Origin of the sequence: Eubacterium aggregans, assembly GCF_900107815.1 — a bacterium.
Lineage (GTDB): Bacteria > Bacillota > Clostridia > Eubacteriales > Eubacteriaceae > Eubacterium_O > Eubacterium_O aggregans.
In genome coordinates this window covers 117,860-138,071 of sequence record NZ_FNRK01000002.1, presented here as the reverse complement: position 1 = coordinate 138,071, position 20,212 = coordinate 117,860, and the positions used below count along the sequence as shown (strand labels likewise).

At 48.0% G+C, this 20,212-nt stretch carries 22 protein-coding genes; 8 read left to right on the top strand and 14 right to left on the bottom strand.

Annotated elements, in window-relative coordinates; translation table 11 throughout:
* Nucleotides 1-15: 15 nt before the first annotated feature.
* The gene (locus BLW33_RS01830) at nt 16-435 is read right to left on the bottom strand and encodes a hypothetical protein (protein ID WP_090304498.1); all 420 of its coding nucleotides are present in this window, start codon (nt 433-435) and stop codon (nt 16-18) included.
* Nucleotides 436-558: 123 nt separating this feature from the next.
* Between BLW33_RS01830 and BLW33_RS01825 the strand changes: the two genes are divergently transcribed.
* Genes BLW33_RS01825 through BLW33_RS01815 form a run of 3 tightly spaced genes read left to right on the top strand, consistent with a single transcriptional unit; the run spans nt 559 to nt 3,342 of the window.
* Nucleotides 559-1,560: a 3'-5' exonuclease gene (locus tag BLW33_RS01825; protein WP_090304496.1), complete on the top strand. Its 1,002-nt coding sequence runs from the start codon at nt 559-561 to the stop codon at nt 1,558-1,560.
* Between the two features lie 7 nt (nt 1,561-1,567).
* Nucleotides 1,568-2,458, top strand: a complete 891-nt coding sequence (locus BLW33_RS01820) for a putative ABC transporter permease (RefSeq protein ID WP_090304624.1) — start codon at nt 1,568-1,570, stop codon at nt 2,456-2,458.
* Nucleotides 2,455-3,342: a Tle-like phospholipase domain-containing protein gene (locus tag BLW33_RS01815; RefSeq protein WP_090304494.1), complete on the top strand. Its 888-nt coding sequence runs from the start codon at nt 2,455-2,457 to the stop codon at nt 3,340-3,342. Before BLW33_RS01820 ends, BLW33_RS01815 begins: the two co-directional genes overlap by 4 nt.
* A 29-nt stretch (nt 3,343-3,371) precedes the next feature.
* On the opposite strand, the gene asrC is transcribed toward BLW33_RS01815, so the two are convergent.
* The 7 genes from asrC to BLW33_RS01780 form a co-directional block, all read right to left on the bottom strand.
* On the bottom strand, nt 3,372-4,334 hold the full coding sequence (gene asrC, locus BLW33_RS01810; RefSeq protein WP_090304493.1) for a sulfite reductase subunit C: 963 nt from the start codon (nt 4,332-4,334) through the stop codon (nt 3,372-3,374).
* 13 nt (nt 4,335-4,347) lie between these two features.
* Entirely contained in the window at nt 4,348-5,142 is a 795-nt protein-coding gene (asrB, locus tag BLW33_RS01805; RefSeq protein ID WP_090304491.1) for an anaerobic sulfite reductase subunit AsrB, read from the bottom strand.
* Complete coding sequence (gene asrA / locus BLW33_RS01800) at nt 5,142-6,152, bottom strand: anaerobic sulfite reductase subunit AsrA (protein WP_090304490.1); 1,011 nt, start codon at nt 6,150-6,152, stop codon at nt 5,142-5,144. Before asrA ends, asrB begins: the two co-directional genes overlap by 1 nt.
* A gap of 174 nt (nt 6,153-6,326) precedes the next feature.
* The gene (clpB, locus tag BLW33_RS01795; protein WP_090304488.1) at nt 6,327-8,933 is read right to left on the bottom strand and encodes an ATP-dependent chaperone ClpB; all 2,607 of its coding nucleotides are present in this window, start codon (nt 8,931-8,933) and stop codon (nt 6,327-6,329) included.
* A 33-nt stretch (nt 8,934-8,966) separates the two neighbouring features.
* Nucleotides 8,967-9,605 (bottom strand): hypothetical protein, encoded by a 639-nt coding sequence (locus BLW33_RS01790; RefSeq protein ID WP_090304486.1) that lies wholly within the window; start codon nt 9,603-9,605, stop codon nt 8,967-8,969.
* Between the two features lie 191 nt (nt 9,606-9,796).
* Nucleotides 9,797-11,002: an isocitrate/isopropylmalate family dehydrogenase gene (locus tag BLW33_RS01785; RefSeq protein WP_090304484.1), complete on the bottom strand. Its 1,206-nt coding sequence runs from the start codon at nt 11,000-11,002 to the stop codon at nt 9,797-9,799.
* A gap of 40 nt (nt 11,003-11,042) precedes the next feature.
* Nucleotides 11,043-11,543 carry an HDIG domain-containing metalloprotein gene (locus tag BLW33_RS01780; RefSeq protein WP_090304483.1) on the bottom strand — a complete coding sequence of 167 codons (501 nt, stop codon included), beginning with the start codon at nt 11,541-11,543 and terminating at the stop codon, nt 11,043-11,045.
* 165 nt (nt 11,544-11,708) lie between these two features.
* On the opposite strand from BLW33_RS01780, the gene BLW33_RS01775 reads away from it, so the two are divergent.
* Nucleotides 11,709-12,428, top strand: a complete 720-nt coding sequence (locus BLW33_RS01775; RefSeq protein WP_090304481.1) for a YoaK family protein — start codon at nt 11,709-11,711, stop codon at nt 12,426-12,428.
* Nucleotides 12,429-12,440: 12 nt separating this feature from the next.
* Here BLW33_RS01775 and BLW33_RS01770 read toward each other — a convergent pair whose 3' ends face one another.
* The 6 genes from BLW33_RS01770 to prmA form a co-directional block, all read right to left on the bottom strand.
* A complete protein-coding gene (locus tag BLW33_RS01770) occupies nt 12,441-12,887 on the bottom strand; it encodes a GatB/YqeY domain-containing protein (RefSeq protein ID WP_090242662.1) in 447 nt (148 codons plus the stop codon).
* Between the two features lie 13 nt (nt 12,888-12,900).
* Complete coding sequence (gene rpsU, locus BLW33_RS01765) at nt 12,901-13,083, bottom strand: 30S ribosomal protein S21 (RefSeq protein ID WP_090242660.1); 183 nt, start codon at nt 13,081-13,083, stop codon at nt 12,901-12,903.
* Between the two features lie 160 nt (nt 13,084-13,243).
* Nucleotides 13,244-13,588 carry a histidine triad nucleotide-binding protein gene (locus BLW33_RS01760; protein ID WP_090304480.1) on the bottom strand — a complete coding sequence of 115 codons (345 nt, stop codon included), beginning with the start codon at nt 13,586-13,588 and terminating at the stop codon, nt 13,244-13,246.
* 19 nt (nt 13,589-13,607) lie between these two features.
* Complete coding sequence (gene mtaB, locus BLW33_RS01755; RefSeq protein WP_090304479.1) at nt 13,608-14,915, bottom strand: tRNA (N(6)-L-threonylcarbamoyladenosine(37)-C(2))-methylthiotransferase MtaB; 1,308 nt, start codon at nt 14,913-14,915, stop codon at nt 13,608-13,610.
* Nucleotides 14,897-15,658 (bottom strand): RsmE family RNA methyltransferase, encoded by a 762-nt coding sequence (locus tag BLW33_RS01750; RefSeq protein ID WP_090304477.1) that lies wholly within the window; start codon nt 15,656-15,658, stop codon nt 14,897-14,899. Before BLW33_RS01750 ends, mtaB begins: the two co-directional genes overlap by 19 nt.
* The gene (gene prmA, locus BLW33_RS01745) at nt 15,658-16,608 is read right to left on the bottom strand and encodes a 50S ribosomal protein L11 methyltransferase (RefSeq protein ID WP_090304475.1); all 951 of its coding nucleotides are present in this window, start codon (nt 16,606-16,608) and stop codon (nt 15,658-15,660) included. The genes BLW33_RS01750 and prmA overlap by 1 nt, the downstream gene beginning before the upstream one ends.
* A 196-nt stretch (nt 16,609-16,804) precedes the next feature.
* On the opposite strand from prmA, the gene BLW33_RS01740 reads away from it, so the two are divergent.
* From BLW33_RS01740 to BLW33_RS01725, 4 genes are read left to right on the top strand one after another with little or no spacing between them, the layout of a single operon-like run.
* Entirely contained in the window at nt 16,805-17,164 is a 360-nt protein-coding gene (locus BLW33_RS01740) for a BMC domain-containing protein (RefSeq protein WP_090242649.1), read from the top strand.
* Nucleotides 17,165-17,167: 3 nt separating this feature from the next.
* Complete coding sequence (locus BLW33_RS01735) at nt 17,168-17,632, top strand: EutP/PduV family microcompartment system protein (RefSeq protein WP_090304473.1); 465 nt, start codon at nt 17,168-17,170, stop codon at nt 17,630-17,632.
* Nucleotides 17,633-17,653: 21 nt separating this feature from the next.
* Nucleotides 17,654-18,943, top strand: a complete 1,290-nt coding sequence (locus tag BLW33_RS01730) for a phosphotransferase (protein ID WP_090304471.1) — start codon at nt 17,654-17,656, stop codon at nt 18,941-18,943.
* A gap of 4 nt (nt 18,944-18,947) precedes the next feature.
* Nucleotides 18,948-20,168, top strand: a complete 1,221-nt coding sequence (locus BLW33_RS01725; RefSeq protein ID WP_090304470.1) for a phosphotransferase — start codon at nt 18,948-18,950, stop codon at nt 20,166-20,168.
* Nucleotides 20,169-20,212: the final 44 nt, after the last annotated feature.

Genomic DNA, 20,212 nt, shown 5'->3' with positions numbered 1-20,212 from the left:
CATTCAGACATATTTTCATCCGTCCCTTCTACATTGTGTAAAGGCGCCCCATACCATTAAAGCCGGCACGAGTATTCCTCCGAAAAGTGACATCCACAAATCCGAGGATGCACCGCTTAAGCTGGTCTGAAGAAGCATTTGAATAAATTGTACCCCCATGACAATCATTCCCATCCAAAATAAACGCGGCATCCAGGGCCAATCATAAAGATGGCGAAGGACTAAAATACCGGTGACCATCTCCAAGCCATAAATCAATCCATAAACCACCATCTTTATATAATAAACGGCAATGGGCAAGCCACTGGCTTCACTCATGGCCAATCGCACCGAAGCATCTACCATCATGAAACCGATCAGGCCCACCACCGCGAAGATAACCCCAAACACCCCGATGATAATCATTAAAATCCCACCGATCCGCAGTCTGTTCATTTGTTGACCTCCATGTTTTATCCACCTCTTATATTGTTTAATATTATAGCACAGACTGATGCCAAAGTTAGGAGTTTTCCCTTATAATTGACAAAGTGACTATTTAACCCTATTATTATAGGTATGAAATCTCAGTTAGCTAAATTCAAAAAAATTAAAGACAAGCCCTTATCCGATATTTTACATATTCTGCACCTCAGTGAAGAGCGCCTTTACACTCTGTGCCATATGTGGATCGATCAGGGCCACCTCAAAAAAGATGACCCCATTTTCACAGAAATACGGGAACACCGACAAGCCCGAAGACAGCACTCCATCCAAAACCGACGCGAACAGGAATTAAAAGCCTATCAGGAATTACGGGATGCTGATCTGACCATCGGTGAAACGGCCAAACGCTTGCGCTTTTCCAGGCTGAAAATGGACCACTTTTTCAAAAAATGGTACCAAACCCTCTCCCAACAGGAACAGTCTGATACTGAAATTGCCCATATTCTTCGGGTCAATACCACCCATTTTGAAAATATCCGCACCGAATATGAGGAAGAGGCCCGACTCAAATTAGAAGCCCGGGAACGCCGTCTTTCTGCCAACCGCCTTTACGCCGATACCCATCTGGCGGGGATCCAGGAAGATTTGCAAAGGGGTACCCAGCGCTACTTAATCTTCGATATCGAAGCCATACAATGCCCGGATGAACCCATTGAAATTTCCATGATTGACTGCCATGGCAATACAGTTTTCAATCAACTGATTAAGCCTGAAAACAAAATTAATTGGCGTATTGAAAAGCTCACTGGCATCACCAATGACATGGTAGCCAATCAGCCCAACATCCACAGAGTCATGCCCATTATCAAAGAGCTAACCCAAGGGCGCACGCTCCTTTCCTGGGGATCGGATTACGATGCTGTTCTCTTTGAAACGGCCTGTGAAGAAACCGGTACTGACTTAAAATGTACCTTTGGATGTGCCCAGCGTATCCATATGGGTGTTCTGAATTCTAAAAACCAAATTGCCCTGGGAACAGCCGCTGGCACCGACACCCAAAGCCATCGGGCCCTGGATGATTGCCTCTTGGTCCTCGATATTTTAAAACGAGACATTGCACTGAAAGGACTCTAGTATGGAAATGGACTACAATCTCAGCCTGCTCTTTTTATACTTCTTTTTTTATGCCGTACTTGGATGGTGCAGTGAGGTTGTTTATTGTTCAATTCCTCAAAAGAAATTTGTGAATCGAGGCTTTTTAATTGGCCCCTATTGTCCCATTTATGGTGTTGGTGCCGTCATCCTGATTGGTCTTCTCACCCCCTTCTTAACCAATCCCATCTTTGTTTTCATCATTGGGGTGGGATCAACCTCTGCCTTAGAGTACCTGACGAGCTGGGGTATGGAAAAACTCTTTCATGCCACCTGGTGGGACTATTCGAGCTGCCGATTTAATCTGAATGGCCGCATTTGTCTCAAAAACTCTGTACTTTTCGGCATCATGTCTGTTGTGCTTTTGTACATCGTCCACCCCCTTACCGCTGATTTTCTTAATCGGCTTCCCACCATGGCTACCCTTATCACGGCCAGTATCCTGGTGTGCCTGATGCTCATTGATCTCATGATTTCCACCATTGAGACCATCGATTTGAAAAATAAGATTCACCATGTTTCTGAGGTAGCGGATACCGTGACCTCTGATTTAAGGGATCTGGGAATCAGCACAATGGCCCAGTTCTCTGAAAAGCTGGGAGACACCCGAAAGGCCGCCGATGCACTTCGGAGCAATGCGGCGGCCGGCCTGGATGATCTGGAAATGCGACTCAATCATTTTGCGGAAAACCTTCTGGAAAAAAAGGGCCTCCACCGCTATGCCCATCGCCGTCTGCTCAGAGCTTTTCCCGCCCTTAAATCCCAGGTTGATGCCAAGGCCACCGAAATTTACCGTAGCGCCATGACCCGGAACAAACACCTTCGAAAAGCGAAAAAACAATTGTTAAAACTGAAGAAAAAGGACCATACCAAGGAATGATGAAACCACTCTCCCACAGCCAACTCAATTTATTAAGTCAAATAACCGCCCTGGCACTCCCCGTCCCCCCTGAAAACGTCCCGTGTCTGACGGTTGCCAATATGGTAAATTTTCACGCCGATCGGGTTAAGTATCTCGATGGGGATGCTGCCATGTCCCCCAAGGAATGGCAGGAATCCCTCAGCCGTATTCAGCAGGATGATCAATTGATGGATCTGCACATCCTAGCCTCCATCGACCGCCCCTATAACGGCCTTCATAGCCTGTGCTTTAGCGATAAAAGCCGGGAGCGGGGAATCTTAACCTTCCGTGGAACCGTCAGCCTTGGAGGCTGGATTGATAATTACCGGGGGGGCTTTGTGGCCGATACACCCCAGCAGGCCAGCGCCCTTGCCTTTAAGCACCGCATGGACCGAACGTACCATTTTAAAACCTACGATTTGGCCGGCCACTCCAAGGGTGGCAATTGTGCCCAGTACATTACGATTTTAGAGGGCAACACCATCGACCGATGCCTCACCTTTAATGCTCCCGGCTTCTCCGCCGAATTTCTGGAAAAATACAATGATGGGATAAACGCCTATCAGCATAAAATAACGGCCTACGAGGGTGCTTATGACATGGTAAACGTGCTATTAAACAGTGTGGCCGGAGAACGCATCATGGTGGATAAGGGCAGCATCGATCCTAACCAAAACCATAAGCCCAATCGTTTTTTAGATGCCCGGGGACAGATCCGCAGACGCCGAAAACGAAACCCCATTCTGGTGGCCATGCAAAACGCCACCATCGGCCTCACCTTTGCCGCCAAGGATGCCAAGGCCCATGTTCAGGAGATGAATCAGAAAAGAAAGAAAAAGAAAAAAACCGGAACCCATTCCTGAGTTCCAGTTTAGTCCATGAAAATGATCAATTAGTACTTAATCCCATTCCAATACACCGGAGCGAAGATTTCTGCCTTTTCCGGCAGATGGACATCCCGCAGCGCCCATTTTTTAAATTCTTCAAAGCCGGTACGATCGACAATATAGCCGATATGTTCCTTCCCGCCTGGGGAGGTGGGGTCGATATATTCTTTAACGTAGTCGTAGGTATTGAGGATGATTTTCACAATACTTTCTGCATCCGCCCATTTGATAAAGTCCTGGCCCATCCGGGGGTTTTTCTTCCCCGTCCGGCCAAAGAGGGTCAGGCGGTAGTATTTTTCCGGACTCCGGGTCCAGGCGACATTGGGACAGGCCAATACACATTCCCCGCAGCCAATGCAGCGGTCTGCATCCCGCTGGGGTTTAAAATTAACAGGGGTTAAAACATCCGCAGATTTCCGCTTACAGGCTTTGATACAGGCTCCACAGCTGACGCAGCGGGTCGAATCAAATTGGGGCTCGGTCATCCCCATGATGCCAAAATCATGCATTCTAACTTTCACACAATCGTTGGGGCAGCCCGTCACCGCTACCTTGAAATGCAAATCGTTGGGAAAAATAGCCTTTTCGATTTTCTTGGCCAGGGCCGTTGTATCGTAGCAGGCATAGGGACAGACCTTATTGCCAATACAAGCCACAATATTCCGGGTGCCTGCTGCGGGATACCCCCCCAGAACTTCCTCCTGATTAATCTCAAGCCCATCGATGATATCCTGGAGGGCTTGATTAACCTCGGGCATCTTCTCAAAGGGGATTCCGGTAATTTCAAATCCCTGACGACTGGTGAGATGGACGCCGCCATCCCCGTACTCCTGAGCAATTCTCTGGATATCCCCAAGGTATTTTGCCTCTATATGACCACCAGGAACCCGAACCCGGGAGGCCGCAATCCCTCTTTTTTTTGTGACACGAAAGGCATTCTTTTTAAGCTTCTTCGTATTAATATCCATGGCGCATTCCTCCCTAGTCCACCAAGTTTTTTCCGATGGTGTACTTGAACACCGGTCCATCCAGACAGACGTAGGCTTCACCAATGCGGCAATGGCCACATTTTCCTAAGCCACAGCACATTTTTCGCTCCTGGGATATCCAGATATTTTCTTCCGGAATGCCAATGCCCAACAGCCCCTGGACTGAAAAGCGCATCATTGCCGGAGGGCCCACCACAATGGCCACTGCTGTCCGGGGGGTTGTAAGTTTAATTTGCGGGATGAATTCCGTCACCAGACCAACCTGACAGGCGGTGTCCCCTTCGGCACAGTCCACGGTGAGAATAACGTTCATGGTTTTCTGCCATTTTTCAATATCAGACCGAAACAGCGTATCCCTTGGAGTTTTAAAGCCGCAAATCAGGGTCATCCCCTGACGTTTTTCAGGATGCTCGGCGAAATACTCCACCACGCCCCGGACTGGAGATAAACCCGTTCCCCCAGCCATCACGACGATTTCTTTACCAGCATAATCCGAAACATCAAAGCCATTACCGTATGGTCCCCTGAGGAACAGGGTTCGCCCAGTGTAATATTCAAAAACCTCGTCGGTCACCCGGCCAACCCGTCGGATGGTGAGGTCCACATAATCAGAGCCAATGCCGCTGACCGAAATGGGGGCTTCGCCATATTTAGGAATGGACACCTCAAAAAACTGCCCGGGGCGAACATCCCCCACATAGGCCATCCGGAAGGTATATTCAATATCCGTATGCTTTGAAACAGCTAATACCTTTGATGGAAATGGAATATAATGATTGTTCCCCATTACTGACTCACCTCCTTCATGGCTTGTTCAAGGCCATTAATCGAGTGGGAAAAGGAAATATACTCTGGGCAGACATCATCGCAGCGGCCACATCCGACACACATCTGAAAGCCATGCTTCGCCTTAAAATCCAGGACCTTATGGAGGACCTTGAACCGCATCCGCTGACCATTTTTCTGGCGGTAGCTTCCGCCACCGGCCACATCGGTAAAGCCATCCACCATACAGGAGGCCCACACCCGCCGTCGTTCTCCGGCTTTGCCGTTTTCGGTATAGGGCATATCCTGCATAGTAAAGCAGGTACAGGTGGGACAGACAAAGTTACACCGTCCACAGGCAATGCACCGGCTGTCATAATCATTCCACAGGGTACTTCCTACTACCCGTGCATTGAGGTTTTCGGGGATTTTCACCGTCACCGCATTTTCTGTCACAAACTCAGGCATAACCGCCTGCTGGGGGATGCCATCCTCAAGGAGCTGGTTCTGCCAGGACACATTCCGACAATCGACGTGGAAGGCACCGTCCTTGGAATCGACACTCAAATCATAATCCGTGGTTTCACTCGTCCCCATGGAAACACAAAAGCAATTGTCGTAGGAATGGGGGCATCCAATGAGGATGATCTTAATCTTCTCCCGCAGGCGTTTGTAGTAATAATCCTCGGGGCCATTGTCCAGATACATGGCATCCAGGGCTTTAAGACCATGGACATCACAGCTGCGCATAAAGACTACCGCCCCTTTTTGGGGGGCGTCCGCCAGGGTTACCTTATCCTCGGTAAAGTAGAATAAGGTTTCAATCACCGGGAGCAGCACCTCTTTAAATGAATACAGGGATTTCTCTTGAAATTCAATCTCCGATACCGATGACACTTCACCGTAGCGGATGATATCTGTATCGGAATAAATTCCATCCCCGGAATAACGCCTTGGGGCAAAAATCCGATAATCTGATGCCAGGCAGGAAAGATATCGGTCCATTTCCGCCTGATTCAATACAAAACCCATTGCACACCTCCTACTAGTATTTAAGTCTTCTCAAACCATACTGCGCTTACTTTGTTAAAAAACAGTCAATCCTTTTAGCTAATAGTATATCGCAAAAAAGAGAAATAAGATGTTGCACATACAACATTTATTTCTCTTTTGGGACTCTCTTAAGATAACTTTGTCAATCTATTTCTAATCTGCGATGACGGTAAAACGTCCGTCTTTAAAATCGATGGTTAATACATCCCCTTCGTCCAAGCTTCCGCGGATAATTTCCTTGCCCACCATGGTTTCAATATTCTTTTGAATAAAGCGCTTCAATGGACGGGCGCCATAGCTTGGGTCATAGCCCTGGTCAATAATGGCTTCCTTAGCGCCCTCAGTTAAGACCACCGATAAGCGGTTGTCCTCCAGGCGTTTTTGCAGCTCGGCCATCATCAAATCGACAATATGGGTAATGGATTCCCGGGACAATGGCTTGTAAAGCACAATTTCATCGATCCGATTGAGGAATTCCGGCCGGAAATAGTTTCTGAGGGAGGACATCACGGCATCTTCCGTTTCTTCCTTAATCTCTCCATCCGGTCCAATACCCTCTAACAGGAATTCCGACCCAATATTGCTGGTCATAATGATAATCGTATTCTTAAAATCCACCGTCCGACCCTGGGAATCGGTAATCCGACCATCATCCAGTACCTGGAGCAGGATATTAAAGACATCCTTGTGGGCCTTTTCAATTTCATCCAGAAGGATGACCGAGTAGGGTTTACGCCGGACGGCTTCGGTCAGTTGCCCGCCTTCTTCATACCCGACATATCCCGGAGGTGCTCCAATCAAACGGCTCACCGAGAATTTTTCCATATATTCACTCATATCAATACGGACCATATTGTTTTCCGTATCAAAGAGATTGGCAGCCACAGCCTTAGCCAGCTCGGTCTTCCCAACCCCGGTGGGTCCTAAAAACAGGAAGGAGCCAATGGGAGTATTGGGGTTCTTGATCCCAGCCCGGGACCGGATGATAGCATCCACGACCTTTTTAATGGGCTCTTCCTGACCAATGACCCGTTCCTCCAAGGTTTCTTCCAAATTAAGAAGTTTTTCCCGTTCACCGGAAACCAGTTTACTCAGGGGGATACCCGTCCAATTGGAAATAATTTCTGCAATTTCTTCTTCAGAAACCCGTTCCCGAATCAGGGACTCGTCAGCGCCTTTGCTTTCAGCAAGCGCTTCTAGCTCTTCCATCTTCTTCTTCAGCTCTGGCAGCTTGCCATACTTCAGCTCCGCTGCTTTATCCAGGTCATATTCCCGTTCAGCCTTTTCAATTTGATGATTAACCGAATCGATTTCCTCTTTAACCTTCTGGACCTCTTCAACGGCATCTTTTTCGTTTTGCCATTGGATCTTCATGCCATTGAAATCATCCTTGTATTCGGCCAATTCCTTTTGGAGCCGTTCCAGGCGTTCCTTGGAGAGCTTATCATCATCCTTTTTCAAAGCCGCTTCTTCAATTTCCATTTGGATGATCTTCCGGTTGACCTCGTCCATTTCCACCGGCATGGAGTCAATTTCCGTCCGGATCATGGCACAGGCCTCATCCACTAAGTCGATGGCCTTGTCTGGCAGGAACCGGTCCGAGATATAACGATTGGACAGTACTGCCGCAGAGACCAAGGCGTTATCTAAAATTTTAACCCCATGAAAGATTTCATAGCGTTCCTTGAGCCCCCGGAGGATGGCGATGGTATCTTCAACAGTGGGTTCATCCACCATAACTGGCTGGAACCGACGTTCAAGTGCCGGATCTTTTTCAATATACTGGCGATATTCATCCAGGGTCGTCGCCCCAATACAATGGAGCTCGCCCCTGGCCAGCATGGGCTTTAGCATATTGCCGGCATCCATGGCGCCATCGGTTTTGCCCGCCCCCACAATGGTGTGGAGCTCATCGATAAAGAGGATGATTTCCCCGTCAGAATCTTTAACTTCCTTTAATACAGCCTTAAAGCGTTCTTCAAATTCACCGCGGTATTTGGCCCCGGCGACCAGTGCCCCCAAGTCAAGAGAGATGATACGCTTGCCCTTTAAGCCTTCTGGGACATCCCCAGCCACAATTCGGGCTGCCAATCCCTCGACGATAGCGGTTTTACCAACCCCCGGCTCCCCAATGAGCACCGGGTTATTTTTCGTCTTCCGGGACAAAATCCGAATGGTATGGCGAATTTCAGAATCCCGCCCAATGACAGGGTCCAGCTTGTTATCCATACAATCCTGAACTAGGTCATGACCATATTGGGCCAGAGCTTCATAGGTGGTTTCAGGATGATCCGAGGTTACCTTTTGGCCCCCCCGCACATCATTTAATACCGTATCGATGCTGGCCTTTGTAATGCCATAGCGTCCCAACAGCTCCACCACCGGGCTTTTTTTGCCTAAATCAAACATTCCCAGGAGAATATGCTCCACGGAAATGTATTGATCATCCATATTCTTTGCAATTTTATAGGCCTCATTCAGGACCTTTTCGGTGTCTCGGCTGATGTATACCTTCCCCGGCTCCCGGCCAGGACCACTGATTGATGGCTTATTCGCCACCAACCGCTTTAATTCTTCAATAATAGGGTAAGTCGCTTTCCCCATTCGTTCAAAAATCCGAGAGACCACGCCATTTTCCTGGGTCACTAGAGCCAATAAAAGATGGTCCGGTTCGATTTCCGGCGCATTATGATCAAGGGCAATTTTTTCAGCATCCTTGACCGCCTCAATGGATTTTTGAGTCAACATATTCATATCCATAGTATACACCTCACTTTGTGTTCATTTTATTTGTTATTCATTCTTATAGTAGCTTATATAGATGTCTTCAAGTTCTCCAGCAATATTTGCCACAGAATCAACATCTGCAAAATAGTGGGTCATTGCAGAATCAATCATCTGCAGATAACGGGTTAAAGTTTCAGTGATGCTTTCCACGTCCCGGGTGACTTCTCCGCTGGTTTTAAACTCCCGAACAAATTTATGATTGGTATCGCCCGGGCCGTATTGTCCATCGGCGACCGCATGGGATGACTCGATTCCTTTTATAATATCAAAAAAATCCTGGAAATGGGCATTCAAATCCTGGGACTGGGTACGGGAACTGATTTTCAGAACAGCGTACTTATTTCCGCCATTTCCGATGAATTCATAGCTGTATCGTACTTTGGGACGATACTTGTACTTCAGGCTCTTTCCAAACTGAATGCTGGAGTTTTTAACCATCTGTCCCACAGACAATTTATTTTCAAAATTCTCTTCCAGGGATTCCAATACCGCCTGAACCTTTTGTTCTGGCGTTTCTAACCCGATATGCTCAGCTAAAATATCATTAATGAGCTGGGACCGATTGGTATTCTTTAAATAAGCCAGTTGATCGATCTGCTCGACAATCTCATCAAACAGCATCAAACTATAGACGCTCTTCTTCATATCTACACCTCACTATGTACTTATCATACAGCCTCTCTTTAAATTTGTCAATTAATATACGTAAATTAAGATACAATTTATATTTTTTTAATTTTGATTTAAGGCGTATTGATTACTTAAAAGAAGATTAAAAAAAGGCAACCACCGGAGCAGCTGCCTTAATTCGTCCTAAGAATACATTCGATTCGTCCCTATTTTTGGTATGAAGCATAAACCGCTTCTAAGTCATCCCTGGATAAGGTATCCATGACATATTGGGCGTATTCAGCGCCGGTTGCACCGGTATCCCGCCCTGTCAGCTCAAGCTTCTTTTCAAACAAGCCACAAATATCCAGGGCCATCTGAAGCTTTTTCGCTTCGTCATTTTTCCCGATATGTTCCAGAAGCAGACCCGCTGCCCGGAGCATACTGCAAGGATCGGCGTATTGGCCACGGCCTTCTTTGACCATCCGGGGTGCTGAGCCGTGGATGGCTTCAAACATGGCATAGCGTTTGCCGATGTTGGCCGATCCGGCAGTTCCAACGCCACCCTGGAATTCAGCGGCTTCATCCGTTAAAATATCCCCATACAGGTTCGGCAGAACCATAACCTTAAACTGGGTCCGACGTTTTTCATCTACCAGCTTCGCCGTCATAATATCGATGTACCAGTCATCCATTTCTACTTCCGGGTATTCCTTAGCGATAGCCTTAGCCGTATCTAAGAATTTACCGTCCGTGGTCTTGATGACGTTGGCCTTGGTGACCACCGTTACCTTATTTTTTCCGGATTTCTTAGCATAATCAAAGGCTGCACGAATAATCCGTTCCGAGCCCTCCTGGGTTGCTACGGTAAAATCAATGGCTAAATCGTCATTCACATGGATGCCCTTGCTGCCAACGGCGTAGCCACCTTCTGTATTCTCCCGATAGAACATCCAGTCGATGCCCTGTTCTGGTACACTGACCGGGCGCACATTGGCAAAGAGGTCCAGCTCCTTACGCATGGCCACATTGGCACTTTCAATATTCGGCCATTCGTCTCCTTCCCTTGGGGTTGTTGTGGGTCCCTTAAGAATAACATCACAGGCCTTCAGCTCTGCCAGCACGTCGTCTGGAATCGCCTTGCCGCAAGCGGCACGGTTTTCAATGGTCAAACCATCAATTTCCTTGAACTCAATACGTCCAGAGGCAACTTCATCCTTTAATAAAAAGGCTAAAACCCTTTCTCCTTCAGCTGTAATAAAAGGTCCAATGCCATCCCCACCACACACGCCAATGACTATGTGATCCTTATTGGCAAAATCAACAAAGTCCTTTTCTTCCTTCATCTTCTGGATTCTGGCGAATTGCTCTTCGATGATCTGTGCAAAGTGATTCTTTGCCGCTTCAATTTCTACGCTGTAATTATTTCCCATTTTTCCTCCAGTATATCTTAATTTTTTTATTGGCTGATGACTAAGCCGCCCGAAGCTTCCGATAGAGCTTACGCGGCGTGTGCTCCTGGGCCATTTCCTTAATGGCCACCCCTTTATCGACCATGGTAACCACCCAGCTTTCCAAATGCATGGGGGGCACGATGGTTAAAGGAAACATATGCTTGAGGATCATGTCCTCTTCTTTTTCATTTAAATTAAAATAAATCGTTGCATTGCGCAGGGCATCCTTGGGGTGCTTAAAGCCATGCATTTCTTTGATGCGCCCAAAGCCCTTCTCGGTTTTTTCAGCCGCTTTCCAATCTTCAAAAAAGAAATCATGGAGTAAGGCTCCACGCGCAACGGATTCGGCATCCAAACCTAATTTTTTTGCAATGATGTATGAATTGTAGGCAACAGAAATACAATGCTCCTGCAAACCGTTGCCGTGGTGCTCTATGGACTTTAGTCCTATGAATTTGGGATGATTCAGAATATCCCAAACAATCCCTTCAAACTCGACTTGATACTTTCTATCTTTCATAAAACCTTCACTTCCGAAAAGAATTTGTGCTCAACATCTCCCTTTCTGATTGAATTATACCACAAAAATGATTTATTTCATTAAAAAATTCTAAATTGTATACAATATCTTTTTGCTCTTTTATGCTATCATAATAGACGCAAGAATTTTAAAGGAAGTGACCCCATGAAAGAACGCTTTAGAAAAAAGTTTGAAGAACAATTGGCGATTTCAGAATCCATGATTCTCTGTCTTACCCTCGCCATCGTTGGAGGATTTTTAGACGCCTATACCTATATCTCCCGAGGACAGGTCTTTGCCAATGCCCAAACTGGTAATATTGTTTTGCTTGGAATTGGCATCGCCAAGGGGGAGCCCATGGCAGCGGTCCATTATCTTCTCCCCATCCTGGCCTTTGCGGTGGGTATTGTGGTATCCGAATACTTAAAGTCCATCAACAGCGACAATCTGCATTGGCGCCAGCTTGTCATCGGCATCGAATTTGTCATCATTGCCATCGTCGGCTTTCTCAGTCCCGATAACCTTGATTATATTGCCAATGTCGCTATTTCCTTTGTCTGTGCCCTCCAGGTCCAGGCCTTTCGGCGCATTCATGGAACCCCCTTTGCCACTACCATGTGTACCGGCAACCTACGAACCGGCATGGAGTTTTTCTGTGTCTACCTGAAAACCCACGACCCCTCGAAGCTCCGCAAAACCCTCCAGTATTTTTTGGTCATCGCCTTCTTCGCCCTGGGGGCCTTCCTGGGAGCCCACCTCACCTGGCGATGGGATGCCCATGCCATCTTCTTCTGCAATATCCTTTTAGCTGTTGTCTTTTTGCTATTATTTGAGGAGAAGCGGTTTTATAAGGAAGATGTCATTAAAAAAACGCCACCCCAATAGGGTGGCGTATGATTAGGCTTGTAGTTTTTCCCGCACGATTTGGTTGACGAGCTTGCCGTCTGCCAAACCTTTAACCTTGGGCATAAGTGCGCCCATGATTTTTCCCATATCTTTCGCGCTTTGGACTCCGGTTTCCGTAATGGTTTCGTCCACGATTGCCTCGATTTCTTCCCGGGACAATTGTTTAGGAAGGTAAGCGTCGATGACTGCCATCTCTGCTTTTGTCTGCTCAATCAGGTCGTCTCTTTCGGCCTTTTCAAAATCCTCCAAAGCATCTCTGCGTTGTTTGCGCTGCTTGCTAATGATATCCAGAACTGCGGAATCATCCAGGACAACCTTTTGATCCTTTTCCACTTGTAAAATAGCGGCACGGATCATGGTAATGGTTGCTTTACGCACCTTATCCTTTTCTTTCATCGCTGTTTTTAAATCAGCTTGTAATTGTTCCTTTAATGTCAACTATTGACACTTCCTATCTTTTTTTCATTTTTCTTTTTCTGGCAGCTTCTGATTTTTTCTTACGCTTCACACTCGGCTTTTCGTAGTGCTCTCTTTTGCGAATTTCAGACATAACCCCTGCCATGGCAGTTTTTCTTTTAAAACGACGCAATGCGCTTTCAAGCGTTTCATTTTCTTTAATTCTTACTTCAGACATCTTCAACCCCCCTCTCTTATGCAAAACTTAGTTTGGAAACCTGCATATCTAGTTTGAGCAACAATCATTATATTTTATTTTCTGTCAAAAGTCAACTAAATATTCCAGATCGGCCCGGATATATGCAAAAAAACACAGACATCCTTTAGTGGTAATTCAATCAACCGGGAGGCCACTCCATATTTCGTCCGCCAAGGAGGTGATAATGGAGATGGGGCACGGTCTGTCCCCCGGCTTCACCACAATTATTCACCAGCCGAAAACCGTCGTCAGCAATTCCAAGCTTTAACACGATGCGATTGGCAACCGTGTGAATATGGCTGATAATATCATCCCCTGCAGGAACCGAAAGAATGGAATCATAATGCTCTTTTGGGATGATGACGACATGGACCGGAGCCTGTGGGGCGATATCCTTAAAAGCCAGCACCGCATCATCCTCGTAGACCACTGTAGCTGGAATTTCACCAGCTGCGATTTTGCAGAATAAACAATCCTCTGCCACTTAATTCACCTCTCAATTTTCAAACTGGGTTTGTACCCATAAACAGCACTTTATCTTTATATGATACTTCAACTGGTACAATTTTTCCACAATTATTTTGGGAACCCCTCATTTTAACCGGAAGATAGTTGTCGGTATGCCCTTCCATTAAACCATCCTCCGTCAGACGTTCAAAGAGAACCTCTAACTGTCGGCCATGATTGGCCTTTAAAAAGTCATCCTCCAGGGCCTTGGAGAGGGCAATCAGGTGCTGGCTGCGCCTTGTTTTTACATCCTCAGGAATCTGATCCACCATATCCGCTGCCGGGGTCCCCTGGCGTCTGGAGTACTTAAAGACATGGACTTGATAAAACTGGATGGCTTTCACAAAGGTCAGGGTTTCCTCAAACTCGGCCTCAGTTTCTCCGGGAAAGCCCACCATGATATCCGTGGTGATGGCCGGGTAATCAAAATACCGGCGAATCCGTTCCACAATTTCTGTGTACTCCGCCGTGGTGTAACGCCGATGCATTCGCCCAAGGACAGTATCGCTGCCACTTTGGAGGGAGAGGTGAAAATGGGGACAAAAAGCCTTGATTTTCGAAAGCTCCTGCACAAAATCCTCACTTAAAATCAGGGGCTCCAGTGAACCCAGGCGAATCCGGTGCACCCCTGGCACGGCGGCCACGGCCTGGATGAGCTGAAGCAGACCCATATCCCCATCCATATCCTTCCCGTAGGAGGTGATGTGGATACCCGTCAGCACCATCTCCAAAAATCCGGCCTCTACCAGCCGGGAGACTTCCGCTACAACGGAATCCAGACTTCTACTACGTACCCGTCCCCGGGCATAGGGCACAATACAATAGGTACAGAACTGATCACAGCCCTCCTGGACCTTTAAAAACGCCCGGGTATGGGAACGGTTTTCCGATACGGTCAATTCTTCAAAATCACGGCTGCGGCTATTATCATAGACGGCGTTATATTGGCCTTCCTCCCGGCAGAAGCCCTCAACCATCTCAACAATTCGCAGCCGATCCTGGGTTCCAATAATCAGATCCACCTCGGTGACAGCTGCCACTTCCTCTGGGGCCACCTGGGCGTAACAGCCTGCCGCCACAATGGTGGCCCCCGGGTTATGGCGTCTGGCACGCCTGAGCATATTCCGGGATTTCCGATCCCCTAAATGGGTGACGGTACAGGTATTCACCACATAAACGTCTGCGGCCCCGTCAAAGGGGACGACCTCATAGCCGGCCTTTTCAAAAAGCTCTGCCATTGCCTCGGTATCAAAGCTATTGACCTTGCAGCCCAAGGTGTAAAATGCTACTGTTCCTTTATACATCCAAACTCCACTAATTCATAAAATAAATTCAAGCTGGCCAGTACTGCGGGGCCAGCCGTTTCTGTCCTTAAAATACGTCTTCCCAGGGAAATGGAACGGGCCCCTGCGGCGGTCATGGCGGTGACCTCTTCCTGGGCTAGGCCCCCCTCAGGTCCGATAAGGATTCCCATCGTCATGGGCTTTTTCTCACCGGATGTGAGCACCTGGGCCAGTCCCTGGCCCCGTTCATCCTCATAGGCCACCAGGAATAAATCATAGCCGGGTATTTGCTCTAAAACAGCCCCCATGGTTAGGGGTTCATGGACCGCCGGAATGATCCCCCGCTTGGATTGCTTGGCCGCAGCGTAGGCTATTTTGTTCCAGCGCTCAGCCTTCTTCTTGCCTTTATCCCGGAGGTCCACCACCGTTCGTTTTGAGGAAAAGGGGATGACTCCATTCACCCCCAGCTCCACGGATTTCTGGATGATGTCATCCATCTTCTGTCCCTTGGGCAGCCCCTGGAAGAGGGTGACCCGGAGGGTATTTTCACCGAAACAGGGTTTCGTTTCAATAATCCGGCAATCCACCCCACTGCCATCGTCCTGGTCGATGGTGCAGATGTGCTCGGTACCCTGGCCATCACAGACCTCAAAGGCTTCACTCGGACCGATACGCAGCACCTTGGATAGGTGCTTATAATCCTCGCCTGTAATGCGCAGGGTGCCCTCCCCCACGCTTTCTGGCGCCACGAAAAAGCGGTGCATTACTGCACCACCTGTTTCCTGGCAATGATACTATTCCACTCACCCATGGTATCGATGGATTCCACCTCGAAGGCATGATCCTTTAGGGACTCCAGTACCATTTCCAGACGATCAGCGATAATACCGGAGGAAACGAAGGCTCCCCCGGGCTTTAAGAACGGGGTAATGGCGGCGGATAGTTCGACGATGGCCTCTGCCAAAATATTGGCCACAATGACATCGGCCTTTTCATCGGGCTCCAGGACCTCCACCAGGTTCCCTTCCCGGATTTCAATGGCATCGTCCACCTTATTTAAGGCGAGATTTTCCCGGGCGACCTTTACGGCCACCGGATCTAAGTCGATCCCAATGATATGCTGACAGCCCAGCTCTGCAGCCACGATGGACAGAATACCAGTGCCACAGCCAATGTCAAAGACAGTGTCCTCTGATTTTATGACCTGTTCCATGGCTGCCACACACAGCTGGGTGGTTTCATGGGTTCCGGTGCCAAAGGCCATGCCGGGGTCCATATTGACCACAATATCATCCTCACTGGGCTCGTAGGGTTCCCAGGTGGGCTTAATCACGATATTTTTTCCCACCTTGGTGGGCTTGTAGTATTTCTTCCAGGAATTGGCCCAATCTTCTTCCAAAAGCTCTGTGATGGATACCTCACAGGCCCCAGGATCTAATCCGTACTCCGGCAGCTTCTTAATCCCCGTAAACAGCTGGTGGGTACATTCATCTAAATTGAGCTCCTCGCTAAAATATCCGCTGATAATCGAGGTATCCGGATCCATGGTGAGGAGCCGTTCGTCAATATAATTCACCGTGGGGTCCTCCTGCACCAGCAACAGATTCTCCGCAGACTCGATGACGACACCCTTTGCCCCCGCTTCATAAAACAGCTCTGCAATGGCTTCTTCCGCCTCCAGAGTCGTCTTAATTTGAACTTCATACCATATCATGAAAATACCTCCGTCCCTATACTAATCCTTATTATAATACGCCGTTCCGAGTATTACCACCTATAAAATGAATGCAAACAAATTCACCCCACAATTTTTTTGCCCTATTCCAGCAAATTTTCGCCGGGCGTGAAACGGTATTCAGATTTATGTTACAATATGTTTAATCATTATGCGCAAAAAGGAGTTAAACGACATGTCTGACGATCGTAAAGAACTAACCCGTTCCATACAGGAATACGTCCCTGGGAAACAGGTCACCCTGGCCCATGTCATTGCCAATCCAAAGCAGGATGTCTACATCAAGCTGGGCTTGGATGAAGAAAACAACGATGCCATCGGCATCCTAACCATTACCCCCAGTGAGGCTGCCATCATTTCCGCGGATGTCGGAACGAAAGCCGCCCCGGTGGAAATTGGATTTTTAGACCGTTTCAGCGGTTCCCTTATTATCACAGGTCGGGTGAGCGATGTCAACTCATCCATCAAGGAAATCATCAACTTCCTTAAAAACACCCTTGGCTTTGATATTCCAGACCGCATCACCCATTCCTAATCAATGGCCAGTAATCGAAACCGTGTCGCCCTCATCGGAAAGATTGGGTGTGGCAAAACGACCCTCGTACAGCGCCTGACGGATCTGGAAATCCACTATTCAAAAACCCAAACGGTAACTTATATGGATAATTTCATCGATACCCCTGGTGAGTTTATCGAATTGCCCATTTTTTGCCGCCAAGCCATCAATGTTTCCTGCGATGCCGGACTGCTCATTCTATTAAATTCGGCCATCGATTCACAAAACAAGGTATCCCCCAACTTCGTTCACACCTTCAACATTCCCGCCATTGGGGTGGTGACTAAAATCGATTCCCCCAAGGCCAATGTCGAACGAAGCCATCGATTCCTCAACTTTGCCGGAATCCATAAAAATAAAATTTATGATGTCAGTGCCATCACCGGTGAAGGCATTGAAGCGTTAACCGAGGTTATCCATCACTATGTAGAATTAAAGAAAAAGTAGTATTACAGAAAAGGAGACAACATGCCCGAAACCATCCTATCAACCAATGCCCAAGTAGAAGCGTATTTAAAGGATAAGGGGATTTTTCCCCAGGACACCGTCCTCATCGTCGAAGACCTTCGGGCCATAAAGGAAAGCGTGGAGGGCTTTGTCAACACCATCTACCGAATTCGTGGTGATAATGGCCACTCCGCCGTTATGAAGCAAGTGGCCGCTCTGCCCATCAGCCGGGCAGAAGAACAGGGAGACGGCCAGCCTGATACTCACCTTCAGGACTGGACCCTGGACCCAGGGCGCCTGCGTAACGAAATTTCCGTTCTGATTTTTTGGAATTCTGTACTCCCTGGCATCTGTCCTGAAATCTATCTTTTTGACGAGCCCCGGGGCATTATCGTCATGGAGGATTTATCCCACCTCAGTCTGCTGCGTTATGAATTTTCCAGAATGAAGCCCTTTCCCCTTTTAGGGGAGCGGCTGGGGGATTTTTTCGCCCACAACCTCTTCTATTCCTCCGACCTGCACATGACGCGCTTTCGGCGCAAAACCATGCAGGATTTCTTTGAAAATCCGGAGTATACGGCTCTGGAGCCCTTTCTCTTTGAAGATTGTGCCATTGTCTCAGATCATCGAACCATGCCAGAGGCCACCTGGCCCTTGCGCCAGAGCATCCTGACGGACACCACCTGCCAAAATGAAATCAAACGGCTGCGCCAGCTTTTTACCACCACCAAGGAATGCTTGATCCACACAGATCTCCATTCCTCCAATATCATGGTGGATGAAGCCACCGTTAAAATCATCGACACAGAATTCGCTGGTTTTGGCCCCATCGCCCAGGATTTTGGACGGCTGACCGCCAGCTTTTGTCTTAACTATTTGTCCTGGCTGGGGGATGATGGCAGCTATACACCAGCGGCCCGTCTGGCCTACCAAGAAAGCGTCCTGGATATTTTAGAGACCATGTATACCCGCTTTGAATCCACCTTCCAGTCCCTCTGCCAGGAAAACCAGGCGGACAGTTATATTCTCAAGAGTTTAGATGTGGAAGGCTATCTCCGAAGCCATTTTGTCGATGCCCTGAGCTACACGGCCCTCAACGCCGGCTCCCGTATCGCCGACCGGGGATTATGCTACGATTTGGCTCGTTTGCCCGAGGAAGAACGCGTCTATCCCCAGCAGCTTATTCTCATCCTCTGCCGCACACTGCTCACCAGTGGTGGACGTTTGGGCCACATTATCGAACTCACCGCATTACTGCGCAAATTACCGGAGCAATATCCCCGGAATTCTGAATTTCTGACGAAAGGATGACATTATGAAGCCAATGACCAAGGCGGATGTCCAAACCTACCTGGTTAAAAAAGGAATTTTTACACCGGGCGCTCATTTTTATACCGTTGATATTTTAGAGGAAACCGACACTGCAGAGGGATATGTCAATCATATCTTTCAGGTGAAGGACCTGGTCACCCAAAAATCCGTGGTGGTCAAGCAGGTGATGCCCTATATGCTGGCTATGGTCAAGGCCACGGGCGAGGAGCACCCCTTTTCCATGGACCGTATGCGGACTGAAATTCGGACTCTGGCTTTTTTGAACAAGCTGTGTGAGGGCATTGTCCCGGATATTTATCTGGCGGATTATGCGGCCGGCATCTTTGTTATGGAGGATTTAAGCCATCTGGATTTAATGCGCTTCCAAATTACTGCGGGAGTGGAATACCCGGATTTTGGAAAACGCATGGGGGCCTTTTTAGCCGGGCTGTGTTTTTACACCTCCCCCGATTATTTAAGTCCTTCGGCTCAAACAAAAATGGAAGCCTACTTCCAAAGTGAAGAGAGCAATCGGCTGAACGCCTTTCTCACCACAGATTGTCCCTTAATTAATTTGGCAAAGCCCATGGAGCCGGAAAACGCCCCTCTACGGGAGCGCATCGCCAATAATCCGGATATTTTGAAGATGATTGCCCATTTGTCGGAACGCTTCGAGCATTCCCATCAATGTTTAAGCCACAACGACCTCCATACCTCCAACATCATGTTAAACGCCTCGGAGCTTAAGATTTTGGATACGGAGTTTTCCGGCTTTTCTGCCGGCTTTATGGATATGGGCCGTCTGACCAGCAGCTTCATTTTAAACCACGTCTCCTGGCTGGGTACCCCGGAAATTCCCATGGCGACCCGCACCCGGATGCAGTCCTATGACCTGGGGGTAATTGCTGACTTACACCACGCCTTTAATCGGATGTTTCAAAAGCTTTGGCAAAAGCACGGCCTGGATGGCGATTGTGCAGCCACCGTGGATGCCATCCTCCGGGATGCCCTGAACTACGCCACCGTCAGTGCCACCATTCGGATTACCTCAGACTTTGCTCAAAGCTGTGAAATCAAACGCATTAAAAAGCGTGAGGATTTAGCCCACATCCAAAGACGGGTTCTGGAAGTGGCCGAATATACCTTGCTGCATCAAGACCAATTCCATGAGATTGAGGATTATTGTGATTTTCTGCGCTGCTGCTGTGATATCACGGTGCAATAAAGCCATTTATAATGATTAAAAAGGAGGTCTTCGCCCCGGCGGCG

What these genes read in the sequence shown, in the direction of transcription:
- BLW33_RS01830 (WP_090304498.1), bottom strand. Translation starts at nt 435, where the DNA reads ATGAACAGACTGCGGATCGGTGGGATTTTAATGATTATCATCGGGGTG.
- BLW33_RS01825 (WP_090304496.1), top strand. Translation starts at nt 559, where the DNA reads ATGAAATCTCAGTTAGCTAAATTCAAAAAAATTAAAGACAAGCCCTTA.
- BLW33_RS01820 (WP_090304624.1), top strand. Translation starts at nt 1,568, where the DNA reads ATGGACTACAATCTCAGCCTGCTCTTTTTATACTTCTTTTTTTATGCC.
- BLW33_RS01815 (WP_090304494.1), top strand. Translation starts at nt 2,455, where the DNA reads ATGATGAAACCACTCTCCCACAGCCAACTCAATTTATTAAGTCAAATA.
- asrC (WP_090304493.1), bottom strand. Translation starts at nt 4,334, where the DNA reads ATGGATATTAATACGAAGAAGCTTAAAAAGAATGCCTTTCGTGTCACA.
- asrB (WP_090304491.1), bottom strand. Translation starts at nt 5,142, where the DNA reads ATGGGGAACAATCATTATATTCCATTTCCATCAAAGGTATTAGCTGTT.
- asrA (WP_090304490.1), bottom strand. Translation starts at nt 6,152, where the DNA reads ATGGGTTTTGTATTGAATCAGGCGGAAATGGACCGATATCTTTCCTGC.
- clpB (WP_090304488.1), bottom strand. Translation starts at nt 8,933, where the DNA reads ATGGATATGAATATGTTGACTCAAAAATCCATTGAGGCGGTCAAGGAT.
- BLW33_RS01790 (WP_090304486.1), bottom strand. Translation starts at nt 9,605, where the DNA reads ATGAAGAAGAGCGTCTATAGTTTGATGCTGTTTGATGAGATTGTCGAG.
- BLW33_RS01785 (WP_090304484.1), bottom strand. Translation starts at nt 11,002, where the DNA reads ATGGGAAATAATTACAGCGTAGAAATTGAAGCGGCAAAGAATCACTTT.
- BLW33_RS01780 (WP_090304483.1), bottom strand. Translation starts at nt 11,543, where the DNA reads ATGAAAGATAGAAAGTATCAAGTCGAGTTTGAAGGGATTGTTTGGGAT.
- BLW33_RS01775 (WP_090304481.1), top strand. Translation starts at nt 11,709, where the DNA reads ATGAAAGAACGCTTTAGAAAAAAGTTTGAAGAACAATTGGCGATTTCA.
- rpsU (WP_090242660.1), bottom strand. Translation starts at nt 13,083, where the DNA reads ATGTCTGAAGTAAGAATTAAAGAAAATGAAACGCTTGAAAGCGCATTG.
- mtaB (WP_090304479.1), bottom strand. Translation starts at nt 14,915, where the DNA reads ATGTATAAAGGAACAGTAGCATTTTACACCTTGGGCTGCAAGGTCAAT.
- BLW33_RS01750 (WP_090304477.1), bottom strand. Translation starts at nt 15,658, where the DNA reads ATGCACCGCTTTTTCGTGGCGCCAGAAAGCGTGGGGGAGGGCACCCTG.
- prmA (WP_090304475.1), bottom strand. Translation starts at nt 16,608, where the DNA reads ATGATATGGTATGAAGTTCAAATTAAGACGACTCTGGAGGCGGAAGAA.
- BLW33_RS01740 (WP_090242649.1), top strand. Translation starts at nt 16,805, where the DNA reads ATGTCTGACGATCGTAAAGAACTAACCCGTTCCATACAGGAATACGTC.
- BLW33_RS01735 (WP_090304473.1), top strand. Translation starts at nt 17,168, where the DNA reads ATGGCCAGTAATCGAAACCGTGTCGCCCTCATCGGAAAGATTGGGTGT.
- BLW33_RS01730 (WP_090304471.1), top strand. Translation starts at nt 17,654, where the DNA reads ATGCCCGAAACCATCCTATCAACCAATGCCCAAGTAGAAGCGTATTTA.
- BLW33_RS01725 (WP_090304470.1), top strand. Translation starts at nt 18,948, where the DNA reads ATGAAGCCAATGACCAAGGCGGATGTCCAAACCTACCTGGTTAAAAAA.